Source organism: Dyella sp. OK004 (assembly GCF_900114495.1).
Taxonomy (GTDB): domain Bacteria; phylum Pseudomonadota; class Gammaproteobacteria; order Xanthomonadales; family Rhodanobacteraceae; genus Dyella_D.
Window position 1 is genome coordinate 359,817 of sequence record NZ_FOZI01000002.1, and the last position, 19,670, is coordinate 379,486.

Here is a 19,670-nt window from a genome sequence, read left to right on the forward strand (position 1 = left end):
CCGGAGCGATCAGTGGTGATGGCGCATGCTAGCTCGCCGCGCGCACGGCCTGCACGAAAGCCGCCATCTTGGCGGGGTCCTTGATCCCCGGCGCCGATTCGATGCCGCTGGAGACATCCACCGCCCACGGCCGCGCAATACGCACAGCGGCGGCGACGTTATCGGCGGTAAGTCCGCCAGCGAGGATCAAGGGCTGCTTGAGGTCCGCCGGCATCAACGACCAATCGAACGCCTTGCCGCTGCCGCCCGCTTCGCCCAATCCGTGCCCATCCAACAGCAATGCGGCAGCGCCCGGATAGTCATGCAGGCGTGGCAATGCGGCGGCGCCATCGCCCATCGCTATCGCCTTGAGATAGCGATGCCCGAACTGCGCGCACCAGGCATCGCTTTCGTTGCCGTGGAACTGCAGTAAGTCCGGCTGCACGGCATCGATCACTTCGCGCACCAGCGCGGCTTCGTCGTCCATGAACAACACCACGGTGCTGACGAAGGGCGGGAGCGCGGCGCGGATCGCCCGTGCCTGAGCAATATCCACGCGCCGCTTGCTGCGCGCGGTGAAGATCACGCCGATGGCATCGGCGCCAAGTTGCGCCGCGAGCATGGCGTCCTCGATACGGGTCATGCCGCAGCATTTGATACGCGTCACTGGCTCACCTCCGCTGGCAGACCCCAATGCGCTTCGTAACGTGGACCGATAAAGGTCAGGCCGGAAGACGGCGCCGTCGGGCCGGCCACTTCACGGTCGCGGCCAGCCAGCAATTCGCCCACCCAGGCCACCGGCTGTTCGCCACGCCCCACCGGCAGCAGCGAGCCGACGATGTTGCGCACCATGTGATGCAGGAAGGCGTTCGCTTCGATCTCCAGGATCACCTGCTCGTCTTCGCGCCGCACGCTCACCGCCAACACTGCGCGACGCGCGTGCGCGGCCTGGCAGGACACGGCGCGGAAGGCGCTGAAATCATGCTCGCCGATCAGCACCTGCGCGGCCTCGTGCATGCGCGCGGCGTCGAGCGGATGACGCTCCCAGGTCACGTAGCGAGCATCCAGCGCGGCGCGTACCGGGCGATTGAGGATGCGGTAGCGATAGCGCCGGCTGCGCGCGGAGAAGCGCGCATGGAAATCATCCGGCACCACCTGCGCCCACAACACCGCCACGCCGACCGGCAAGTTGGAACAGGCGCCGAGAATCCAGCCGCGCAAATCGCGCTGAACCTCCGTATCGAAATGCACCACCTGGCAGCGCCCATGCACGCCAGCGTCGGTACGACCGGCGCAAGTGACGTCCACCGGATGCGCCGCCACGAACGACAGTGCCCGCTCCAGCGCACCCTGCACGGTGGCGCCATGGGTCAGCCGCTGCCAGCCGAGGAAATCGGTGCCGTCGTATTCGATACCCAGGGCGATGCGCATGAAGAAAGGCAAGTTCCGCTAAGCGAAGCACACAGATTAGTAGGAGCGCACCCTGTGCGCGAACTGGGCCGTCGATCCGAGCACCGGCCGCCCACAAGGTGGGCTCCTACACAAACGAAAAGGGCCGGCTAGGCCGGCCCTTTCGATACGACACGCAACAGAAGGCGGTTTAGCGAATGCTCTCCAACAGCTTCTTCGCCACTTCCTTCTGCATCTGGCTGCCTTCGTGCAGGACTTCTTCCAGCATGGCGCGCGCGCCATCCGGATCGCCCATATCGAGGTAGGCGCGGGCCAGGTCGAGCTTGGTGTCAGCCGGGTCGTCACTGAACTCGCCAGTGTCGTGCAGATGCTCGCCAACGTGATCGTGTGCGGGCTCGGCTGGCCGCTCGTCTTCCAGATCGGCGAACTGCCAGCTGGTGGCGGACTCGTGATGTTCCGGCTCGGCGACCGATGCCGACGCATTTGCGTTGCCGTTGAGCGGGCGCGGCGTAAGGTCGAAGTCGAAGTGGTACTCGCTGACCTTCTGGCTCTTGGACGGCACCGGGGCCGCCGGAATCGGCGGGATGTCCGAACCATCACCGGCGTAGTGGCCCAGATCGAAATGGTCGAGCGCTTCGTGCTCGTCCTCGTTCTGCGGCGGCAGCGGCGACAAGCCCTCACGCGCAAACAGCGGATGGCCCGGCACCAGGTCTTCGCCCATGTGCACCACATCCTGCCATTCCGGCTGGTCCGGACCGCTGATATGGGCGTGCATGGCTTCGGCCGCGGCCTCGAAATGGTCCACGTCGCGGCGGCTGTAGTAGAGGCTCACCAGTTCCAGATGCAGGCCGACGTCATCCGGATGCTCGGCGAGCTGGTCGAGTAACTCGTCCTGGTCCGGATCGATATTGCCCATCGCCGGCGTCGCGCCAAAACGGTCGGCCAGCGAAGACGACGAGGCAGCCGCGGCGACCGCCGGGGCGGCCTTACGACGGCGACCCAGCAGAGCGCCCAGGAGCAGCAGCACGGCGGCACCACCGCCAGCGGCGAGAGCCCAGGTCTGCGTGTACCACGGCTCTTCCGGTGCCGGTGCAGGTGCCGGCTTCGCCACAGGGGGCTTCACCGCAGGCTTGGCGGGTTCGGCCACCGGTGTGCTGGCCAGCGGGGCAGTAACCACGGTACCGGCATGGGCCGGCGCGTTGCCTGCCGCCGCGGTGCTGGCACCTGCCGGCGTTACCGCGAGGGTCGGCTCAGCGCTCGGTGCCGCCTTGGCGGCACTGGCCGCTGCGGCCGGCTTGATCTCGGCCGTTTCGGACGCTGCAGACTTCGCCGCGGCGACCGGCTCAGCTGGCTTGCCGGCGGACTTGCGGGCCTCGGACAGCTTGCCCTGCAACTCGGCGATTTCGTTGTCCTTGAGCGAGAGCAGCTTGGCGTTCTTGGTATTGATGTCTTCCAGGTCTTTGAGGCGCGACTTCAACTCGTCGCCCTGCTGCTCCAACGAAGCCAGGGCCTCCTGGCTACGCAGCAGATCCTGGTGCAGGCCGGCCATGCCTTTGCCGCCCTTGTCGCCCTTGCCGGCGCCAGCTTCGCTGCCCTGCCCGTCCTTCGACGGCACTAGGGCCAGGCGGTCGCCGTTGTCGCTCTTCGCCGAGCTCGGTGCGGTGGAGGCGGAAGCGCGCGTGCCTGCATCGGCCACACTGGTAGGCGTGCGCGCGGCGCCGGAGCGCCAGTCGCTGTTCTGGCGGCGCACTTCGGCCACCGCAGCAGCAGCGGCCATGGCCTGCGCGTCTTCACGCGAGGGCACGCGCAGCACTGCACCGCTCTTCAGCGCGTTGATGTTGTCGCGATAGAAGGCGTCGGGGTTGGCCTGCTTCAGCGCCACCAGCATCTGGTTGATATCGACGCCGGCCGGCGCGGTCTGCTTGGCAATACCGGACAAGGTCTGGCCGCGCTCGACCGGACCGAACTGGCCCGGACCCGCCTGCGTTGCGGCCGGTGCGGCCTGCCTGACGGGCTTGGGAGCGGGTTTGGGCGCAGCGGCCTGCTCATCGGCGGCCGGAACCGGCGCGGCGGCACGGCGCGAAGGTTTGGACGAGGTGGCCGGCGCCTGGGTCGGCGCGCGGGTCACCGGCGCGGCGGCCGGTGCGTTCGGCGGGTCGAGCAGGATGGTGAACTCGCGTACGCTCTTGCCGCTGGCGCTATCCACTTCAACCAGCAGATCTAGGTAGGGATCGTTCACCGGCGCGCTGCTGGTGATCCGAATGAACTTGCGGCCATTGCCGCCATCAACCACGCTGAACTGCAGCGGGAGATTGGGTGCCCCGCCACTGATGCCGGCGCGAGCGAATTCATCGCTGGAAGCCAGCTTGGCGGAAAGATTCTGCAGTTCCGACGGGTGCTCAGGGTTCAGCGGTATCTCGGCCAGCAAGGGCTGACCCAGTGCCGACTTGACCTGGATCTGGCCCAGCTCAAGCGCGGCTGCCTGGCCACTGCCCACGGCAAGCGCCAGCAGTACCGACAGTTTCAACGAACGATTCATCGCGTGTTCCCCCGAACGACCCCGTGACGTTTCTTATTGGGTCGCCGCATCACAGCGGCGACTGCCCATTAACGAGGCGCCACTTTAAGTTAGACAAAGGCCAGACAACAATAGCTGCGGCCGATATTTACAACGCATTGCTGCGGTCTGTTCTTGATTTTGCCCGATTCAGTGCTGGGTTGCTGAACCCGTCGGCGCCGCTTTCACTTCCTTCAATTGCCGCTGCAGGTCGGCAATGGTCTTGTCCTGCTCCTGCATCTTCTGGTCGGCCTGTTTGCTCTTGGCTTCTTGCGCCGCCACGTCGTGCTGCAGACCTTCGAGCTCGGCCCGCTGCTTGGAAATGCGCTGCTCAATGCCAGCAGCGGGGACGGCTTTCGCCCCGTTGCCCGCATCCGCCGCCCAGCCCGGGACCATCACCACCAGGGCGCACAGGCCCAGACCGAACCACATTTGACGCATTAAAGATAATCCTCGATCAGGAGTTCAGCGATCTGCACCGCGTTCAGCGCGGCACCCTTGCGAATATTGTCGGCCACGATCCACAGATCCAGGCCGCGCTCGTGCGAGATGTCCTCGCGAATGCGTCCGACGAACACCGGGTCCTTGCCGGCGGCGTCGCTCACCGGCGTGGGATAGCCGCCAGCCTTGCGCTCATCCACCACCACCACGCCCGCGGCCTTCTCGAGCAGCGCGCGTGCCTCATCGGCGCCGATCTTCTCGCGCGTTTCGATATGCACCGCTTCGGAGTGGCCGTAGAACACCGGTACACGCACCGCGGTCGGGTTCACCTGGATGCTGTCGTCCTCCAGGATTTTCCGCGTCTCCCACACCATCTTCATTTCTTCCTTGGTGTAGCCGTTGGGCTGGAAGTCGTCGATGTGCGGGATCACGTTGAACGCGATCTGCTTGGAGAACTTGGCCGGCTCCGCTTCTTGGAAGCTCAGCAGTGCGGCGGTCTGCTTGCCCAGCTCTTCCATGCCGGAGCGGCCGGCGCCGGAGACGGACTGGTAAGTAGCCACGTTGATGCGCTCAATGCCCACCGCGCGGTGGATCGGCGCCAGCGCCACGAGCATGCCCATGGTCGAGCAGTTCGGGTTGGCGATGATGCCGCGGTTGGTGTAGTGCGCAATGGCGTGCGGATTCACCTCGCTCACCACCAGCGGAATGTCGTCCTGGTAGCGGAACTCGGAGGTGTTATCGATCACCACCGCGCCAGCGGCGGCCGCGCGCGGCGCGTGTTCTCGGCTGACCGAACCGCCAGCCGAGAAGAAGGCGATGTCCACGCCGTCGAAATCGTAGTCGGCAAGATTGCGCACGGTGATCGATTTGCCGGCGAACTCCACTTTGCCGCCCGCCGAACGCTCGCTGGCCAGCGGCACCAGCTCGCTGATCGGGAATTCGCGCTCGGCCAGGATGGCCAGCAGGGCTTCGCCCACAGCGCCTGTTGCGCCGACCATCGCCACCTTGTAGCTGCTCTTCTTGCTCATGTTCCGGTATCAGTTGAGGAAATCGGAGAACCGTCCGTACGGGGCCGATATCCGCACTTGCGGAAATCTAGCCGGGGTCGCCTGCAAAACAATACGCGATCTGCCTGGACGTGAATGGCATCACGCTTTGGCGCTAACGCCTGGACCAGCGCGTCATCACTTCGGGATTCAGGGGTGTCGCCGGCCGGCCGGCATGCGGCCCGTAACCCAGCGCAGCCAGCACATTATCAGCTGCGAGGCTGGCCATGGCGCGGCGCGTATCTTCGCTGGCGCTGGCGATGTGTGGACTGAGCAAGGCGTTGTCGAGCGCCAGCAAGTCCGGATGCACCGCCGGCTCGCCCTCGAACACGTCCAGCCCCGCCGCCGCCAGTCGCCCTTCGCGCAAGGCCGCGGCCAACGCCACGTCATCCACGATGCCGCCGCGAGCCACGTTCACCAGCACCGCCGTGCGCTTCATCAAAGCCAGCTCGGGCGCGCCGATCGCATGGTGACTGGCCTTGCTATAGGGCAGTACCAGGATCAAGTGATCGGCTTGCTTCAGCAGCTCGTCCTTGCCCACCAGGGTGGCGCGGCACTCGCGCTCGATCGGCTCCGGCAGGCGCGAGCGGTTGTGATAAAGCACCCGCATATCGAAGCCGGCGGCGCGACGCGCAATAGCCTGGCCGATGCGCCCCATGCCCAGAATGCCCAGGGTCTTGCCGTGCACATCCACGCCGAGCCAGTCGTCAAAGCGCTGCTGACTGCCCCACTGCCCCGCGCGCAACCAGCGTTCGGCGGCACCGATGCGGCGGGAGGCGGCAAGCATCAGTGCCCAGGCGTAATCAGCCACGGTTTCGTTGAGCACATCGGGCGTATTACACGCGAGTATGCCGGCGCGGGTTATCGCCGGCAGGTCGAAGTTGTTGTAGCCCACGGCCAGGTTGGCGATCACACGCAGGCGCTCGTTGCCCTCCAGCACGGCGGCATCCACCCGGTCACTGAGACCGACCAGGGCACCATCCACCTGACGCAAGCGCTCGCGCAGCTGTTCCGAAGTGTGCTTGCGCTCGATCGCCTCGGCCTGCACGTCAAAGTGTTCGGACAGTTTCGCCAGCACTTCGGGGAACAGCGGACGCGAAACCCAGACTTTCTGTTTGGCAGTCATCCCGCACTTCTCAAAGGTGCCATCAACGCACTGCTTAGGGAACGAAGGCGCGTCGACAACCGCGCCGCCACGGTCAGGGCAACCGTGGTTTCACCTCGCCCACATCTCCGCACTGAGCGCGATGGCGCAGGGCATGATCTATCAGCACCAGCGCCATCATTGCCTCGGCGATGGGCGTGGCGCGGATACCCACGCAGGGATCGTGGCGACCCTTGGTCACGACCTCGACCGGCTCGCCGGCCAGGTTCACGCTGTGGCCGGGAATCAGAATGCTCGAGGTCGGCTTGAGTGCCATGGAGGCAATCACCGCCTGCCCGGTGCTGATGCCGCCGAGAATGCCGCCCGCGTGATTGGACGCAAAGCCGTCGGCGCTCATCTCGTCGCGATGCTGGCTGCCGTGCTGGGCGACGGCGGCGAAACCATCACCGATCTCCACACCCTTCACCGCGTTGATCGACATCAGCGCCGAAGCGAGATCGCCATCGAGCTTGCCGTAGATCGGTTCGCCCCAGCCTGGCGGTACGCCATCGGCCACCACGTTGACGCGTGCACCTACCGAGTCGCCGGATTTGCGCAGCGCGTCCATCGCCTTTTCAAGCTGCGGCACCTGCGCGGCGTGCGGCCAGAAGAACGGGTTCTGCTCCACCGCTTCCCAATCGAAACCTTCCGGCGCTATCTCGCCAAGCTGCGCGAGATAGCCGCGCACACGCACGCCGTAGCGTTCGGCCAGCCACTTCTTGGCGATCACCGCCGCCGCCACGCGCATAGTGGTCTCACGTGCGGACGAACGACCGCCGCCACGCGGATCGCGGATGCCGTACTTCTGCCAATAGGTGTAATCGGCATGACCGGGACGGAAGGTGCTGGCGATGTCGCCGTAGTCCTTGCTGCGCTGATCGGTATTGCGGATCAGCAGCGCGATCGGCGTACCGGTGGTCTTGCCTTCGTACACACCGGAGAGAATCTCGACGTCATCGGCTTCGCGACGCTGCGAGGTATGCCGGCTCTTGCCGGTGGCGCGGCGGTCGAGATCAGTACGGAATTCGCTTTCGTCGATCGCCAGCCCCGGCGGGCAGCCATCGATCACGCAGCCGATGGCGGGACCATGGCTTTCGCCGAACGTCGTGACAGTGAAGAGCTTGCCGAAGGAATTGCTGGACACGGGGAATGGACGTCCGGATGAGAACTTCCACAGCTTAGCGCGTGAATACCCCGGGGTCTCGCTTCAAGGCGCAGCGGATGGCCATTCCGTGGCCAGCAGGGCAAACACCACGTCGTCCACCCATTCACCGCGCACCTGCAGGCTTTGCCGGAAATGCGCCTCCTGGCGCAGCCCCAGCGAGCGCAGCAAGGCCATGCTCGCCTGGTTGCGCGGATCGACCGAAGCGCACACGCGGCGCTGCTTCATCTCGCTGAAAAGCCAGCCCAGCAGGGCTCGTACGGCTTCACGGGCATAGCCCCACCCTTGATGGAGCGGCGCGATGCTGATGCCGAATTCGGCAGCCTCGTCGGCCACAGGCAGGCGCACGCCCATATCGCCGATCAGCCGATCATCACCCGCCAGGCGAATGGCGCGCTGGTACCAGTGCCCTGGCGCTGGCATGGTCGCCTGGCCACCGATCCATTCCTCCGTCTCCGCCAACGACGCCGGCCACCATCCCTGATAGCGGGCCACCACGGGATCGCCGCGATAAGCGAACAGCGCCGCGGCATCCTTGTCACGCAAGGCACCGATGTGCAGCCGTTGCGTGTCGAGGTGCATGCCTTACGGCCGGCGCGCTTTCGCCGCAGCGCGAATCGTGCCGGCGTGTTCGATCAGATCGCGGCGCTCCAGCGCGAACACACCCATTGCGCCCACCTTGAACTCGATCCACACGAACGGGACTTCCGGCAGCAGCTCGGCCAATGCGTGCTCGCTCTCGCCCACTTCGACGATCAGCAAGCCGTCATCGGCGAGGTAGTCGGCCGCTTCGTCGAGCATGCGCACGCAGATGTCGAGGCCGTCTTCGCCCGAGGTCAGGCCCAGCTTCGGCTCGTGACTGTATTCACCCGGCAGTGCGGCGTACTCGTCTTCGGTGACGTACGGCGGGTTGGACACGATCAGGTCGTAGCGACGGCCTTTCAAGCCGCTGAACAAATCGGATTTGATCGCCTCGACGCGGCCCTCGACGTGCTGGAACACGATGTTCTCGCGCGCCAGCGACAACGCCTCGTCGCTGATGTCGACGATGTCCACCTGCCAGGAAGGGTGGTACTCGGCCATGGCGATGCCGATGCAGCCGGAGCCGGTGCACAGATCCAGCGCGCGCTCCACATGGCGGTGATCCAGCCACGGCGTGAAGCCGGATTCGATCAGCTCGGCGATCGGCGAGCGCGGCACCAGCGCGCGGTGATCGCTCTTGAACTTGAGGCCGGCGAACCAGGTTTCGCCCACCAGGTAAGCCACCGGTAGGCGCTCGCTGACGCGACGCTCGATCAGCGCCAGCACGCGCTCGCGCTCTTCGCGGGTGAGCTTGCCGGCGCCATAAGCCGGCGGGATATCCGGCGGCAGGTGCAGGCTGGCCAGCACCAGATGCGTGGCCTCGTCGATCGGATTGTCGTGGCTATGGCCGAAGGTCAGCCCGGCGGCCGAGAAGCGGCTGGCGCCATAGCGGATGAAGTCGATGATGGAGGCGAGTTCAGCAGTCACGGCGGCCAGGGATCGTAAAGAGGGTTGCGAAGTATACCCGGTGGGTCAGCCGGCCTCCCCGCCGTCCGGGCCGTAGAAGAACACCCAGGTGCAGAAGTCCTCGCTGAAATCCTCAAAGCGGTGCTCCGCGCCTGCCGGCACGAACAGCACCTCACCCGGCTCGAAGGGGCGGCGCTCGCCGCCGCAGAAGAATTGCCCGCGGCCCGCGACCACCGCATACAGCTCATCGCGACGATGCGGTGTCTGCCGGTCCACACCTATTGGCCGGTAGATCTCCACTTCCAGCGAACCGTGCTGGAATACCTTGACGAACGGGGTATCCACTTTCTCGAGCGCGGCCAATGCGGCGGCCGGGGTCAGCCTGTCGTGCATGGAACACTCCTTCGCAGGAACGGAAAGCGCAACCTCCACCGTATACTGGCTGGATGACCTTCAACGTACTCCTGCAATACATCCTGCCCCACCGCGCCCTGTCGCGGGTGGTCTATTGGGCCACGCGCTGGACGTTTGCGCCCTGGAAAAATTTCCTGATCAGCCAGATCGTGCAGCGCTATCAGGTGAACATGGCCGAGGCGGCACAGCCAGACGCTCTGGCGTACCAGCACTTCAATGCCTTCTTCACCCGCAAGCTGCGCCCGGATGCGCGCCGCGCGGATGGCGACCCGACTGCGTTGATCAGCCCGGCCGACGGCAAGATCAGCCAGTCCGGCCCGATCGTGGATGGGCGCATCTTCCAGGCCAAGGGCCAGGAGTACACCGCCGCCGAGCTGCTGGGCGACGAGGCTGCCGCCGCGCCCTACCGCAACGGCCGCTTCGTCACCGTCTATCTGTCGCCGCGCGACTATCACCGCGTGCATATGCCGCTGGCCGGCACGCTGAAGGAAACCGTGCACGTGCCGGGACGCATCTTCAGCGTGGCCCCGTTCGCGGTGGAAGCGATTCCGCGCCTGTTCGCGCGTAACGAACGCCTGGTCTGCCACTTCGAGGGCGAGCACGGTCCGTTCGTGGTGGTGATGGTCGGCGCGATCCTGGTTTCGTCGGTCGCCACGGTATGGGATGGCCTGGTGATCCCGCCTTACGCCTCGTCGATCCGCCGCAAGTCCTTCGCCGGCCAGAACATTACGCTGGAGCGCTTTGCCGAAATGGCGCGCTTCAATATGGGCTCGACAGTGATCCTGCTGTTGCCCGAGGGCATGACCGAACTGGATGCACTTCAGCCACAGCAGGCCGTGAAGGTGGGCCAGCGACTGGGACTGCAAACGAGGCGCTGAGTACCTTCCCGCCATGAATACGCACTCGCCCGCAGCACCCGTCATCGTTATCGATCTTCAGATAGGCATGTTTGATGGCGTGCTGGAACCGCCGATCCATGACGCCGGCACGCTGGTCGAGCGCGCGCGGGCGGTGCTGGCCTGGGCAAGACGTTCCGGGCGCCATATCGCCTTCATCCGTCACGACGGACCGGCAGGCGACCCACTGACGCCGGGCGCTCCCGGCTGGCCGGTGTGGCCTGCGCTGGGCCAGGCCAACGACGAACCGACCTTCGCCAAGAACGTCGGCAATGCCTTCAGCAACCCCGCACTCGCGGCATGGGTCACAGACCAGGGCGCCGATGAGGTGATCCTGCTCGGCGCCCAGACCGAGTGTTGCGTCGCGGCCACGGTGCAAGGCGCCATCGACACCGGCTTCAAAGTGACGGTGGTGTCCGATGCTCATGGCACCTGGGACAGCGGCAACGAGAGCGCCGACGAGATCATCGCCCGGCACAACAGCGCCTTCGCCGCCGCCGGCGCAAAGCTGGTGACAGCACAGTCGTTGGCGAATATTTGACCAGAACCTCGCGCGCCTCACGCCACAAGCTGACGCCCGTTGTCGTTTTGTGACCTTTTTGGCGCAAGACGACCACGCACATGACTATGCTTCCCGGAATTCATGGTGCGTCTTCGCACCGCCCCTTTGTGTTCCGAGGAGACCGCCATGCGCATCGTCAGCCAGATCATCGCGATCAGCCGGGCCCGTCAGTTGAGCCGGCAGTTCCGCGAGGTCGAGCGCCATATCCAGAACCTGCCCCGCCGCGGCCGCGCCCAGCTGGGCATGCTGACCTTGCGTGAGATCGGCCAGGCATCGCGCAGCGAGTTTCCGCACCTGTATGGCACCTCGCCCGAACAGCGCTACCTGCCTTGGGGCGAAGGTACCGATATCGGTTACTCGCGGGCGCGCTCGGATAATCCGGAGATCTCGATGCGCGGCATAGCACTGTGGCTCGCTGTCGCCTATCACGAGACCAAGGATTCGCCGCATCTGAAACTGCAGCTTCAGCATCGCCACTTGATGCGCGTGCTGCGCGAGCTAAAGGAAGTTCACCGCAGCGCGGAGCAGCCCCGCCCCGGCAACAGCCTGATGGGAACCGCCGCCGCCGCATGACCTCAGGGGCGTAACAACGCCCCCACTCGATCTTTTGCCTCAGCGGCAAGCGGGCAGCTTGATCGTCTGCCCCGGGCGAATGTGTTCGTGCTTGATGCCGTTCAACTGCGCCACTTCCTGCACATCCGTGCAGCCCACCTTGCGCACGATGCCAACCAGCGTATCGCCCCGCTTCACCACATAGCTGCGCGCCTTCGCCGGCGCTGATGGACGCGGCGCGGGCGCGGCCGGCGACGGAGATGGAGCCACGGGCACCACGGCCGTATGCAGGTCAGTGGCGAGAATCGGCCACGGGCCATCAGTACAGCGCGCGGTGTAGGGCTTCTCGAGCAGCTTGGGCACATTCAGACGCGTGCCGCTGGGCAGCGTCACCTGCGGGTCGAGTCGCGGATTGAGATTGCGCAGCGTACGGAACCAGCCGTCGCTCATGCCACCGGCGGAGCCGAGGCACACCGTCAGTTCGGTCAGCGAGGCACCGCGTGTCAGCGTAATGTTGCCGGGCGCACCATCCACTTTTGGGAAGCGCAGGTTGTAGCTGTCGGGATGCAGGAACAGCCACGCCGCCGCCAGCACCGCCGGCACGTAATCGCGGGTTTCCTGTGAAAGCTGGTTGTAGATGCGCGGGTCGTAGAAGCTGGTGGAGGTCTCATCGCCGACCAGGCGGCGCATGCGGCCTTCGCCGCCGTTGTACGCAGCCAGCGTCAGTTCGAGATTGTTGTTGAAGATCTTCAACTGTTCGTCGAGGTACTCGGCATTCGCGCGGGCGGACTGCGCGGGATCGAAGCGCTCATCGAAGCCGCCGTCGCTACTCAAGCCGAAGCGCAAGCCAGTGGCATACATAAACTGCAACGGGCCTGACGCACCCGAACGCGACACCGCATGCACCTTGCCACCCGACTCCTTGGCCAGGATGCCGAACAGCACCGCCTCCGGCAGATCGCGGTTCTGGTATTGCGGCCACATCTGGAAACGCAGGTACTGATAGTTGATGTAGGCATCCATCAGGTTCGGACGCCACTGCGTCAGCCACATCTCCAGCGCGGCCTTCACCGGGCCGTTCATCGCGATCAACTCGGACAGCTGCTGGCCGTGCAGCAAGGTCACGCTGCGCTGCGCCTGCGGCAGGCTGGCCGCACCGGTCCTGCCGGCGTTGCCGCCCTCCGGCACCTGCTCACCGCTCACTTCCACATCGTCGCCGAGCGAGAAACTGCCATCCTTCAGACGCAGCAGGCGGTCATACACCGAGAAGAACCGCTGCGGATCGCAGCCCGGGCTGTTGCCACATTGCGCGGAAGCGCGCTTCAACTGCTCCAGCGCTGACGACAGCGTTTGCTGCGAACCCTGGCTGTCGCCCTCGCGCGCCTGCTGCAAGGCCTTTTCATAACTCTTGCTGGCCTGATCGAGCTGGCCGTAGAGCGCATTCACCTGCGGCGTGGGCGCTGCGCCGCCGGTGCTGGCACAGGCACCAAGCGCCGCCAGCGCCGTATACAAAGGAACCAGGCGCAGGGAGCGGGCGGAGAGAGATACCGACATGACAGGCTTCACAATTCGAAAGCACGGACAATAGCCTCCGCAAGGCCCTGACTCAACAGGAAACTGCCTAAGTGCCATGCCGCGATAAGGCCGCGATGACGCAGGCGTCTTGGCTACAATCGCTGAGCCACTCTCGGACGGAACCTCATGACTGACATTCTGATCGGCCGCAACGACAGCGCCAGCGTCAACCTGGACCCGCACTACGGCAATCGCCACGGCATGATCGCCGGCGCCACCGGCACCGGTAAATCGGTGTCGCTGATGGTGCTGGCCGAAGGGTTCTCCAAACTCGGCGTGCCGTGCTTCCTGGCCGACGCCAAAGGCGATCTTGCCGGCCTCTCGATGGCCGCCAGCGAACCGGGCGACAAGCTGAAAGCGCGCCTGGCCAAGCTCGGCCTCAACGACTGGAAGCCGCAGGCTAATCCGGTGATCTTCTGGGACATCTACGGCAAGCTCGGCCACCCCGTGCGCGCCACCATCAGCGAGATGGGTCCCACCCTGCTCGGCCGCATCCTGGAATTGAATGACACCCAGGAAGGCGTGCTCGAAGTAATCTTCAAAGTCGCCGACGACAACGGCTGGCTGCTGCTCGATCTGCCCGATCTGCGCGCCATGCTCACGTTTGCGTCTGAGAACGCCAAGGACATCTCCAGCAAGTACGGCCTGATCAGCACGCAGAGCGTCGCGGCGATCCAGCGCTCGGTGCTGAAGCTGGAACAGGATGGCGCCGATCAGTTCTTCGGCGAGCCGGCGCTGGAACTCGCCGACCTGATGCGCCAGGACATGAGCGGCCGTGGCGTGATCAACATCCTCGCCGCCGACCAGCTGATCCTGAAGCCGCGTCTGTATTCGACCTTCCTACTGTGGCTGCTGTCCGAATTGTTCGAGCAGTTACCGGAAGTGGGCGATCTGGACCAGCCGAAGATGGTGTTCTTCTTCGACGAAGCCCATCTGCTGTTCGACGATGCGCCGTCTGCTCTGTTGCAGCGGGTGGAACAGGTGGTGCGCCTGATCCGCTCCAAGGGCGTGGGTGTGTACTTCTGCTCGCAGAATCCGGACGACGTGCCGGGGAATATCCTCGGCCAGCTCGGCAACCGCATCCAGCACGCACTGCGCGCCTTCACGCCGCGCGACCAGAAAGCGGTGAAAGCCGCCGCCGAGACTTTCGTCGCCAATCCCAAGCTTAATGTCAGTGAAGCGATCACCCAGCTGGCTGTCGGCGAAGCACTGGCTTCCACGCTGCGCGACGGTGGCGTACCCACGCCGGTGGAACAGGTCCTGGTGACCTCGCCCTCCGCGCGCATCGGTGCCATCACGGATGCGGAGCGCAGCACCGTCCGCCAGCGCTCGCCTGTCGGCGGCAAATACGACATGGCAGTGAACCGCGAATCCGCTGCTGAAATACTCGCGGCACGCGCCAACGAGAAAGCCGGCGCACCGCCGGCAACCAAGCATGCGCCCGCGAGCACCGCATCGGGTGCTGAAGGAAGCGACTGGAGCGGCACGGTTCGCGATGTGCTGCTCGGCAGCGGCCGCCGCCAGGGCGTGATCGAAGCGATGGCTAAATCCGCCAGCCGCAGCATTGGTTCGAGCATCGGCCAGAAGATTGTGCGCGGCGTGCTGGGCAGCATCTTCGGCGGCAAGCGTTGAGCGAGACACCATGCCACGGATAGCCATTGTCGCCACCGGCACCCCTTTCTCGGAACGCTTGCCCAGAGCATTTGGCTACCCGCTACGTGGTGCCGCACTTGCCAGCTGCGTTGGCTTGGCGCTACTGCACTATGTCGGATTGCTGCCGTCGTTCGTCGGGTTTTTCGCTAGCCTGATGGTGTGGGCCGCCACTTGGCACTACGCAGCCGACTGCATGCTGCACACCGCACACGGCTATGCCGATCCACCGGACGTGAGTCTGGGCGGCAATGAATCCGCAGGCTGGGCATTGATCGCCATCCATTTGCTGATCGTCGCCTTATGTGTGGTCGCCATCGTGTTTTTTCCCAAAGCGCTCTGGCCCGTGCTGATCCTATCCGCACTTGCGCTGCCGGCGATCGACATGTCGCTAGCGTTCGACGGCAATCTCGCTGCGGCCTTGAATCCAGCTCATACCTGGCGAATCGTCACCGGCTTTGGCACGGCTTACCTGATCCCCGTTGCGATCAACCTGCTGATCGGCCTGCTGATCGCACTTGCCTCCCTCGCCACCGGCTTCCTGCCAAAGCTGCTGGCGTTGCCGCTCTATGCCTTCGCCTATACCTACCTGATCATCCTTGGCTTCCACCTGATGGGCGCCATGATCCATGAGCGTCACGAACGCTTTGGCATGGCGCCCGAAGCCGAGGCGCTGGCACGGGAAAACCATCAGGATGCGGACGAGCAATTACTGGAAGCGGTGCGTGAAGAATCCACGCGCGATCCGCAAATGGCCATCGCCATGCTGGTTGCCCGCATGCAAGACCGCAGCGCCCCCACACCACTGCATCAAGCCTATCGTCAACTACTGCGGCAGCAGGGTCTGCGCGATGGCTTGCTGACCCATGGACAGATCTGGATAGCTGCGCTGCTCGCTAACAACGAGCCAAAGCGCGCACTAGGCCTGTTACAGGAATGCATCGACATCGATCCCGCGTTTCTTCCTGACGACCCAAATAACACCGGTACCCTGGCCGAACTGGCGACTCGCCTGGGCATGAGCCGTCTCGCGGTGAAACTTTGCCGTGGCTACCTGTCCACCTGGCCCAGCTCGCCAGCAGTGCCTCACTACGGCCTGCTAGCCGCCCGGCAGCTCGGAACGCAACTCGAACAATCGGCCGAAGCGCTGGTGCTGCTGGGGAAACTCACCGCGGCTTGGCCTGAGCATGCATTGCATGCCGAGATGCTTTCGCTCAAACAACAACTGCAAGACACGCGAACCTCCCGATGAGCCGCTGGCGTCCACCCTCCCCCTCCTCCACGGCGATCATCACCCGTGAAGGTTTCGAAAGGCTCAAGGCTGAGCTGGATCACCTGTGGCACACGCTGCGCCCTGAAGTGGTCAAGGCGCTGGCTGCTGCCGCGGCTGAAGGCGACCGCTCGGAGAACGCCGAATACACCTATCGCAAAAAGCAGCTGGGTGAGATCGACCGGCGCGTGCGTTATCTCAGCAAGCGCATTCCATCACTGAAGGTAGCCGAGGGCGTGCCGGCGGATCGCGAAGCAGTGTTTTTCGGCGCGGTCATCGAACTGGAAAACATCGGCACCGGCGAAGCCCTCACCTACCGCATCGTCGGGCCCGACGAAACCGATGCCAAACAAGGCTGGATCAGCATCGACTCGCCGATGGCGCGCGCCGTGTTGAAGAAGCGGCTGGACGATGAGTTCGAAGCCGAACTGCCCAGCGGACGCACGCGCTTCGTTATCGTCGGCGTCACTTACTGAACGCAACTTCTGTAGGAGCGCACAGGGTGCGCTCCTACAAGTACGGCCAGGCGTTATTTGTCGCCGCGCATCAGGGCGGCGATCTGCGCCTGATGCGATTCGTAGAACGCCACATTGGCCATGTTGACCTTGGACTGATCGACGGATTTGGCCATCTCCGGGTCGTTGCGCGACTGCACCACAATCGCTGCGTTCACCAGCGCGATATTGGCCAGCATGAATTCGCGCGGGGTGAAATCGTATTTCTTGATCAGCGGCGCGATACGCGGATCGCCGGCCAGCGCCTGCGCGGCGAGATCATCCAGGCTGTGCACCTTGGAAGGGTCCGGATTCGCCTGCGAGTGGATGCCCTGCGTACGTGCCTCTTTCGTCGCGGCCAACAGGCGGCCGAACACATCCTCATTGAGGTTGTAGTCCTTGATCTGCTTCTTATCCGCATCGGACAGACCCTGCGCCGCCGACTGCGCAGCCGCGGCATGCGGCAGCAGCGCTGCGAAAGCCAGCCACACGGCAAACAGCCAGGTGGATGAAGCGCGAAATTTGCGCGGATTCGATATCGTCATGGGGTTCTCCGTGAGCCGTTGAGCGCCACAGCATCGCGGCATGCAAGCTGCAACAGTCGAAACCCTACGCAAGCCGAGATGAATATCGCCTGCCCGAAACATTCGATGAATGTTAGTGGGGCTGCAGTAGGCGCAACGTTTTCTGATGGTCAATCTCCACTTGTCGCAAACGTGCGGCCTGTGCGGCCTCACTCACCCAGCGCCCATGCTGCACTTGCTGACGCTGCAAGGTGTACTCCATATCGATAAAGGGCTGCAGCACCAGACTGTCGGCCGGCGCAAATCCCGCCAGATCGGGAACACGCGCCAGATTGGCGCGCTCGCGCTCGCCACTGACGCCACTGCTCTTGCCGTAGCCGCGCATGAAAGCGATCAGCTGACTGCGCAGCGGCTCCTCCATCTCGTCGCGCACTACCAGCACGCCGGAAGGAATCAGGCTCGAATGCCAGATCACCTTCAGCTGCGCCGCCTCCTGCGGAAAGTTGCGCCGGAACAGATCCAGATCCGGGTTATTACTGCTGGCTACATCCGCTTCGCCATTCACCACCGCCAGCGCATTGTTCTGGTGATTGCCCACATGCACCGAGGCAAAGAATGTGTCTGAATTCAGCCCACGCGGCGCAAATACCTCAGCCTCCGGCGCGACATATCCCGTCACTGACAGCGGCTCACCGCGCGCATAGCGCCAGCGCCCCGGATGCGCCAGCAGCCCCGGCAAATCATGGATAGGACCATCCACGCGGACGATCAGGTACCCCACGTTACCCTTGGCTCCATCGCTACGAACAAACTGCGCAATCACACTCATGCGCTGCTTCAACACCGCATCGATCGCCAGCTTACCGGAGAGAAACGCGATATCCACCCGCTGCTCCCCGATCGCACCGGAAAGACCGGCATAGCTGCTCACCGACACCGTCGTCACCGGATGCCCCAGCCGCTTCTCCAGATCCGCCAGCAACGGCCGCCACTGCTCCCGCGACTCCGACGCACTGCCAATCGGCAAAATGCCAAAGCGGATCGTCGCCGCCTCCGGCTCAGGATTCGCCCCAGCCGCCCCCGTGCCACCCACAGACAGGCAGCAAACCAACGCCAGCAGCCACCGGCTATAACCACCCCACGGCCGCCGCCACAACACCATCCAACCCATAGCGATCGCCCCCGACCAGCCCCTGAAGGGTGTATAGCCGCGATTGCCTACCGGAGCAATCGCGAGAGGAAGACAAAGGTCTTTGCTTTGGCTTGCTTTTGCTTTCGCAATTGAAAACCGGGCCAACCAAGTAGAAGCGTCATCCCGAGCACCCACCCCTCACCCCAACCCTCTCCCCGAAGGGGAGAGGGAGATGTTGCGCTTCAAGGCGGGACAGACCATCAAGCCGAAGAACGCCATCCCGACGCCTGACACTGGAAAAGGCGCATCTACAAAGCCCGCCGCCTGCTCTTCAGGCCATTTCTCTTTGGTTACTTTCTCTTTAGGCCAGCAAAGAGAAAGTGACCCGAGCCGCGGCAGCGGTTCGGAAGCCCGCGGCAGGCGAGCCAGCCCACGCAGACGCTAAAACCGAGCGATAAGGCACTGGATGACCAGCTTCGCTGTTGAAAAACGCCTCCGGCCTGCGCCGGAATGACGAAATTAGGAGTCGCCTCTCAACTCAAAGAAGAGAGCAACTCAAAGAAGAGAGGAGCCATCGAGCGGAACCGGATAACACCGCCCCACCCTCAACGGCTGATAACAAGCCGCCTCCCGATGAAACATCTCCCGCCCATTATCGACATGCCACCCCGGCGCCCCCGACATCGGCAACGGCCGCAATTCAAGCGGATCGCGCAATAGCTCCCCCTTCGCGATCTCCCGCGCGCATCCCGCCACCAGATCCACCTCTCCACCGTGCGGCACCAAAAACACCACCGCCTTGCCCACCAACAACTTCCCGGCAGTCAACGCATGCTCCAGCAACGCATGCCCAAACACCCGCACACGAATCGACCCATCCAGCCACGCCTCACGGCGACGCCAGAACAGACCATGCCAGTCATGCGCATCCCACAGCGCAAGGAGCGACGCATCGCTTACACCGACGATCACCCCAGCCTCATCGAAATGCGTCTGCGCATACTGCGGCCGCGAACGCTCACGCGTCCCCATATGCGTGATCTCCGCCATCTGCCGAGCATTCAGCGCCCGCTTGATCGCCGGGTAGCGCAACCAAATCAGTGCATTGAACAGGTCATGCCAGTTAGACAGGCGCGTGGCGATCTCGCCGCATTCGGCAATGCGCTGTTCGTAATGCATGCCATCGGCGAGCAGTTCCGGCGTCTGCGCCACGAAGCGCTCGCGCGCATCTGCGGGCAAACGTGCGTTGAGCGCATCGATCGACGGCCACGCATCGCCTTCCAGCAGGTCGGCATAGTCGCGCCACGCGGCCAACGGCAGCTGGCGAAACACCGACGCGTCGATCGAGTCGCGCGCAGGTGCCACGTAGCGCAT

Annotated in this window: 20 protein-coding genes; 6 read left to right on the forward strand and 14 right to left on the reverse strand. The window is 64.3% G+C overall.

The genetic code is table 11. The features are described from left to right. Positions 1–28 precede the first annotated feature (28 nt). From BM338_RS08310 to BM338_RS08355, 10 genes are all read right to left on the reverse strand, one after another. Positions 29–646, reverse strand: a complete 618-nt coding sequence (locus tag BM338_RS08310) for a phosphoribosylanthranilate isomerase (protein WP_090450426.1) — start codon at positions 644–646, stop codon at positions 29–31. Continuing rightward, positions 643–1,410: a tRNA pseudouridine(38-40) synthase TruA gene (gene truA / locus BM338_RS08315; RefSeq protein ID WP_090450427.1), complete on the reverse strand. Its 768-nt coding sequence runs from the start codon at positions 1,408–1,410 to the stop codon at positions 643–645. The genes BM338_RS08310 and truA overlap by 4 nt, the downstream gene beginning before the upstream one ends. A 169-nt stretch (positions 1,411–1,579) precedes the next feature. Then, on the reverse strand, positions 1,580–3,928 hold the full coding sequence (locus BM338_RS08320; protein ID WP_090450428.1) for a motility hub landmark protein FimV: 2,349 nt from the start codon (positions 3,926–3,928) through the stop codon (positions 1,580–1,582). A 168-nt stretch (positions 3,929–4,096) separates the two neighbouring features. After that, on the reverse strand, positions 4,097–4,387 hold the full coding sequence (locus BM338_RS08325) for a hypothetical protein (protein WP_090450429.1): 291 nt from the start codon (positions 4,385–4,387) through the stop codon (positions 4,097–4,099). Further along, positions 4,387–5,415, reverse strand: coding sequence for an aspartate-semialdehyde dehydrogenase (locus BM338_RS08330; protein ID WP_090450430.1), 1,029 nt, complete (start codon positions 5,413–5,415; stop codon positions 4,387–4,389). The genes BM338_RS08325 and BM338_RS08330 overlap by 1 nt, the downstream gene beginning before the upstream one ends. A 133-nt stretch (positions 5,416–5,548) precedes the next feature. Then, positions 5,549–6,559, reverse strand: a complete 1,011-nt coding sequence (locus BM338_RS08335) for a 2-hydroxyacid dehydrogenase (RefSeq protein WP_090450431.1) — start codon at positions 6,557–6,559, stop codon at positions 5,549–5,551. Between the two features lie 73 nt (positions 6,560–6,632). Next, positions 6,633–7,721: a chorismate synthase gene (gene aroC / locus BM338_RS08340; RefSeq protein WP_090450432.1), complete on the reverse strand. Its 1,089-nt coding sequence runs from the start codon at positions 7,719–7,721 to the stop codon at positions 6,633–6,635. Between the two features lie 63 nt (positions 7,722–7,784). Beyond that, positions 7,785–8,321: a GNAT family N-acetyltransferase gene (locus tag BM338_RS08345; RefSeq protein WP_090450433.1), complete on the reverse strand. Its 537-nt coding sequence runs from the start codon at positions 8,319–8,321 to the stop codon at positions 7,785–7,787. Between the two features lie 3 nt (positions 8,322–8,324). Continuing rightward, a complete protein-coding gene (prmB, locus tag BM338_RS08350; RefSeq protein WP_090450434.1) occupies positions 8,325–9,248 on the reverse strand; it encodes a 50S ribosomal protein L3 N(5)-glutamine methyltransferase in 924 nt (307 codons plus the stop codon). Between the two features lie 45 nt (positions 9,249–9,293). Further along, positions 9,294–9,620, reverse strand: coding sequence for a cupin domain-containing protein (locus tag BM338_RS08355; protein ID WP_090450435.1), 327 nt, complete (start codon positions 9,618–9,620; stop codon positions 9,294–9,296). Between the two features lie 53 nt (positions 9,621–9,673). Here BM338_RS08355 and asd point away from each other — a divergent pair, with 53 nt between their 5' ends. The 3 genes from asd (at position 9,674) to BM338_RS08370 (ending at position 11,672) form a co-directional block, all read left to right on the forward strand. Continuing rightward, entirely contained in the window at positions 9,674–10,519 is an 846-nt protein-coding gene (gene asd, locus BM338_RS08360) for an archaetidylserine decarboxylase (RefSeq protein ID WP_090450436.1), read from the forward strand. A gap of 13 nt (positions 10,520–10,532) precedes the next feature. Next, complete coding sequence (locus BM338_RS08365) at positions 10,533–11,078, forward strand: isochorismatase family protein (RefSeq protein WP_090450437.1); 546 nt, start codon at positions 10,533–10,535, stop codon at positions 11,076–11,078. 147 nt (positions 11,079–11,225) lie between these two features. After that, entirely contained in the window at positions 11,226–11,672 is a 447-nt protein-coding gene (locus BM338_RS08370; RefSeq protein ID WP_090450438.1) for a hypothetical protein, read from the forward strand. Between the two features lie 39 nt (positions 11,673–11,711). Here the strand turns inward: BM338_RS08370 and BM338_RS08375 are convergent, their stop codons facing one another. Further along, positions 11,712–13,205: a transglycosylase SLT domain-containing protein gene (locus tag BM338_RS08375; protein ID WP_090450439.1), complete on the reverse strand. Its 1,494-nt coding sequence runs from the start codon at positions 13,203–13,205 to the stop codon at positions 11,712–11,714. Positions 13,206–13,352: 147 nt separating this feature from the next. Here BM338_RS08375 and BM338_RS08380 point away from each other — a divergent pair, with 147 nt between their 5' ends. From BM338_RS08380 to greB, 3 genes are read left to right on the forward strand one after another with little or no spacing between them, the layout of a single operon-like run. Then, a complete protein-coding gene (locus BM338_RS08380; RefSeq protein ID WP_090450440.1) occupies positions 13,353–14,858 on the forward strand; it encodes a helicase HerA-like domain-containing protein in 1,506 nt (501 codons plus the stop codon). Positions 14,859–14,868: 10 nt separating this feature from the next. Next, positions 14,869–16,128 (forward strand): hypothetical protein, encoded by a 1,260-nt coding sequence (locus BM338_RS08385; RefSeq protein ID WP_090450441.1) that lies wholly within the window; start codon positions 14,869–14,871, stop codon positions 16,126–16,128. Further along, positions 16,125–16,622: a transcription elongation factor GreB gene (gene greB / locus BM338_RS08390; protein ID WP_090450442.1), complete on the forward strand. Its 498-nt coding sequence runs from the start codon at positions 16,125–16,127 to the stop codon at positions 16,620–16,622. Before BM338_RS08385 ends, greB begins: the two co-directional genes overlap by 4 nt. Before the next feature lie 53 nt (positions 16,623–16,675). On the opposite strand, the gene BM338_RS08395 is transcribed toward greB, so the two are convergent. From BM338_RS08395 to BM338_RS08405, 3 genes are all read right to left on the reverse strand, one after another. Next, a complete protein-coding gene (locus BM338_RS08395; RefSeq protein ID WP_090450443.1) occupies positions 16,676–17,185 on the reverse strand; it encodes a hypothetical protein in 510 nt (169 codons plus the stop codon). Positions 17,186–17,297: 112 nt separating this feature from the next. Beyond that, entirely contained in the window at positions 17,298–18,335 is a 1,038-nt protein-coding gene (phnD, locus tag BM338_RS08400) for a phosphate/phosphite/phosphonate ABC transporter substrate-binding protein (protein ID WP_255367235.1), read from the reverse strand. 516 nt (positions 18,336–18,851) lie between these two features. Further along, a complete protein-coding gene (locus BM338_RS08405; RefSeq protein WP_090450444.1) occupies positions 18,852–19,670 on the reverse strand; it encodes a DUF3025 domain-containing protein in 819 nt (272 codons plus the stop codon).

Bases quoted from the DNA above. Each gene is read 5' to 3' on its own strand.
- truA (WP_090450427.1), bottom strand. From the start codon at position 1,410: ATGCGCATCGCCCTGGGTATCGAATACGACGGCACCGATTTCCTCGGC.
- BM338_RS08320 (WP_090450428.1), bottom strand. From the start codon at position 3,928: ATGAATCGTTCGTTGAAACTGTCGGTACTGCTGGCGCTTGCCGTGGGC.
- BM338_RS08325 (WP_090450429.1), bottom strand. From the start codon at position 4,387: ATGCGTCAAATGTGGTTCGGTCTGGGCCTGTGCGCCCTGGTGGTGATG.
- BM338_RS08330 (WP_090450430.1), bottom strand. From the start codon at position 5,415: ATGAGCAAGAAGAGCAGCTACAAGGTGGCGATGGTCGGCGCAACAGGC.
- BM338_RS08335 (WP_090450431.1), bottom strand. From the start codon at position 6,559: ATGACTGCCAAACAGAAAGTCTGGGTTTCGCGTCCGCTGTTCCCCGAA.
- BM338_RS08345 (WP_090450433.1), bottom strand. From the start codon at position 8,321: ATGCACCTCGACACGCAACGGCTGCACATCGGTGCCTTGCGTGACAAG.
- BM338_RS08355 (WP_090450435.1), bottom strand. From the start codon at position 9,620: ATGCACGACAGGCTGACCCCGGCCGCCGCATTGGCCGCGCTCGAGAAA.
- asd (WP_090450436.1), top strand. From the start codon at position 9,674: ATGACCTTCAACGTACTCCTGCAATACATCCTGCCCCACCGCGCCCTG.
- BM338_RS08365 (WP_090450437.1), top strand. From the start codon at position 10,533: ATGAATACGCACTCGCCCGCAGCACCCGTCATCGTTATCGATCTTCAG.
- BM338_RS08370 (WP_090450438.1), top strand. From the start codon at position 11,226: ATGCGCATCGTCAGCCAGATCATCGCGATCAGCCGGGCCCGTCAGTTG.
- BM338_RS08375 (WP_090450439.1), bottom strand. From the start codon at position 13,205: ATGTCGGTATCTCTCTCCGCCCGCTCCCTGCGCCTGGTTCCTTTGTAT.
- BM338_RS08380 (WP_090450440.1), top strand. From the start codon at position 13,353: ATGACTGACATTCTGATCGGCCGCAACGACAGCGCCAGCGTCAACCTG.
- BM338_RS08385 (WP_090450441.1), top strand. From the start codon at position 14,869: ATGCCACGGATAGCCATTGTCGCCACCGGCACCCCTTTCTCGGAACGC.
- greB (WP_090450442.1), top strand. From the start codon at position 16,125: ATGAGCCGCTGGCGTCCACCCTCCCCCTCCTCCACGGCGATCATCACC.
- BM338_RS08395 (WP_090450443.1), bottom strand. From the start codon at position 17,185: ATGACGATATCGAATCCGCGCAAATTTCGCGCTTCATCCACCTGGCTG.
- phnD (WP_255367235.1), bottom strand. From the start codon at position 18,335: ATGGGTTGGATGGTGTTGTGGCGGCGGCCGTGGGGTGGTTATAGCCGG.
- BM338_RS08405 (WP_090450444.1), bottom strand. From the start codon at position 19,670: ATGCGCTACGTGGCACCTGCGCGCGACTCGATCGACGCGTCGGTGTTT.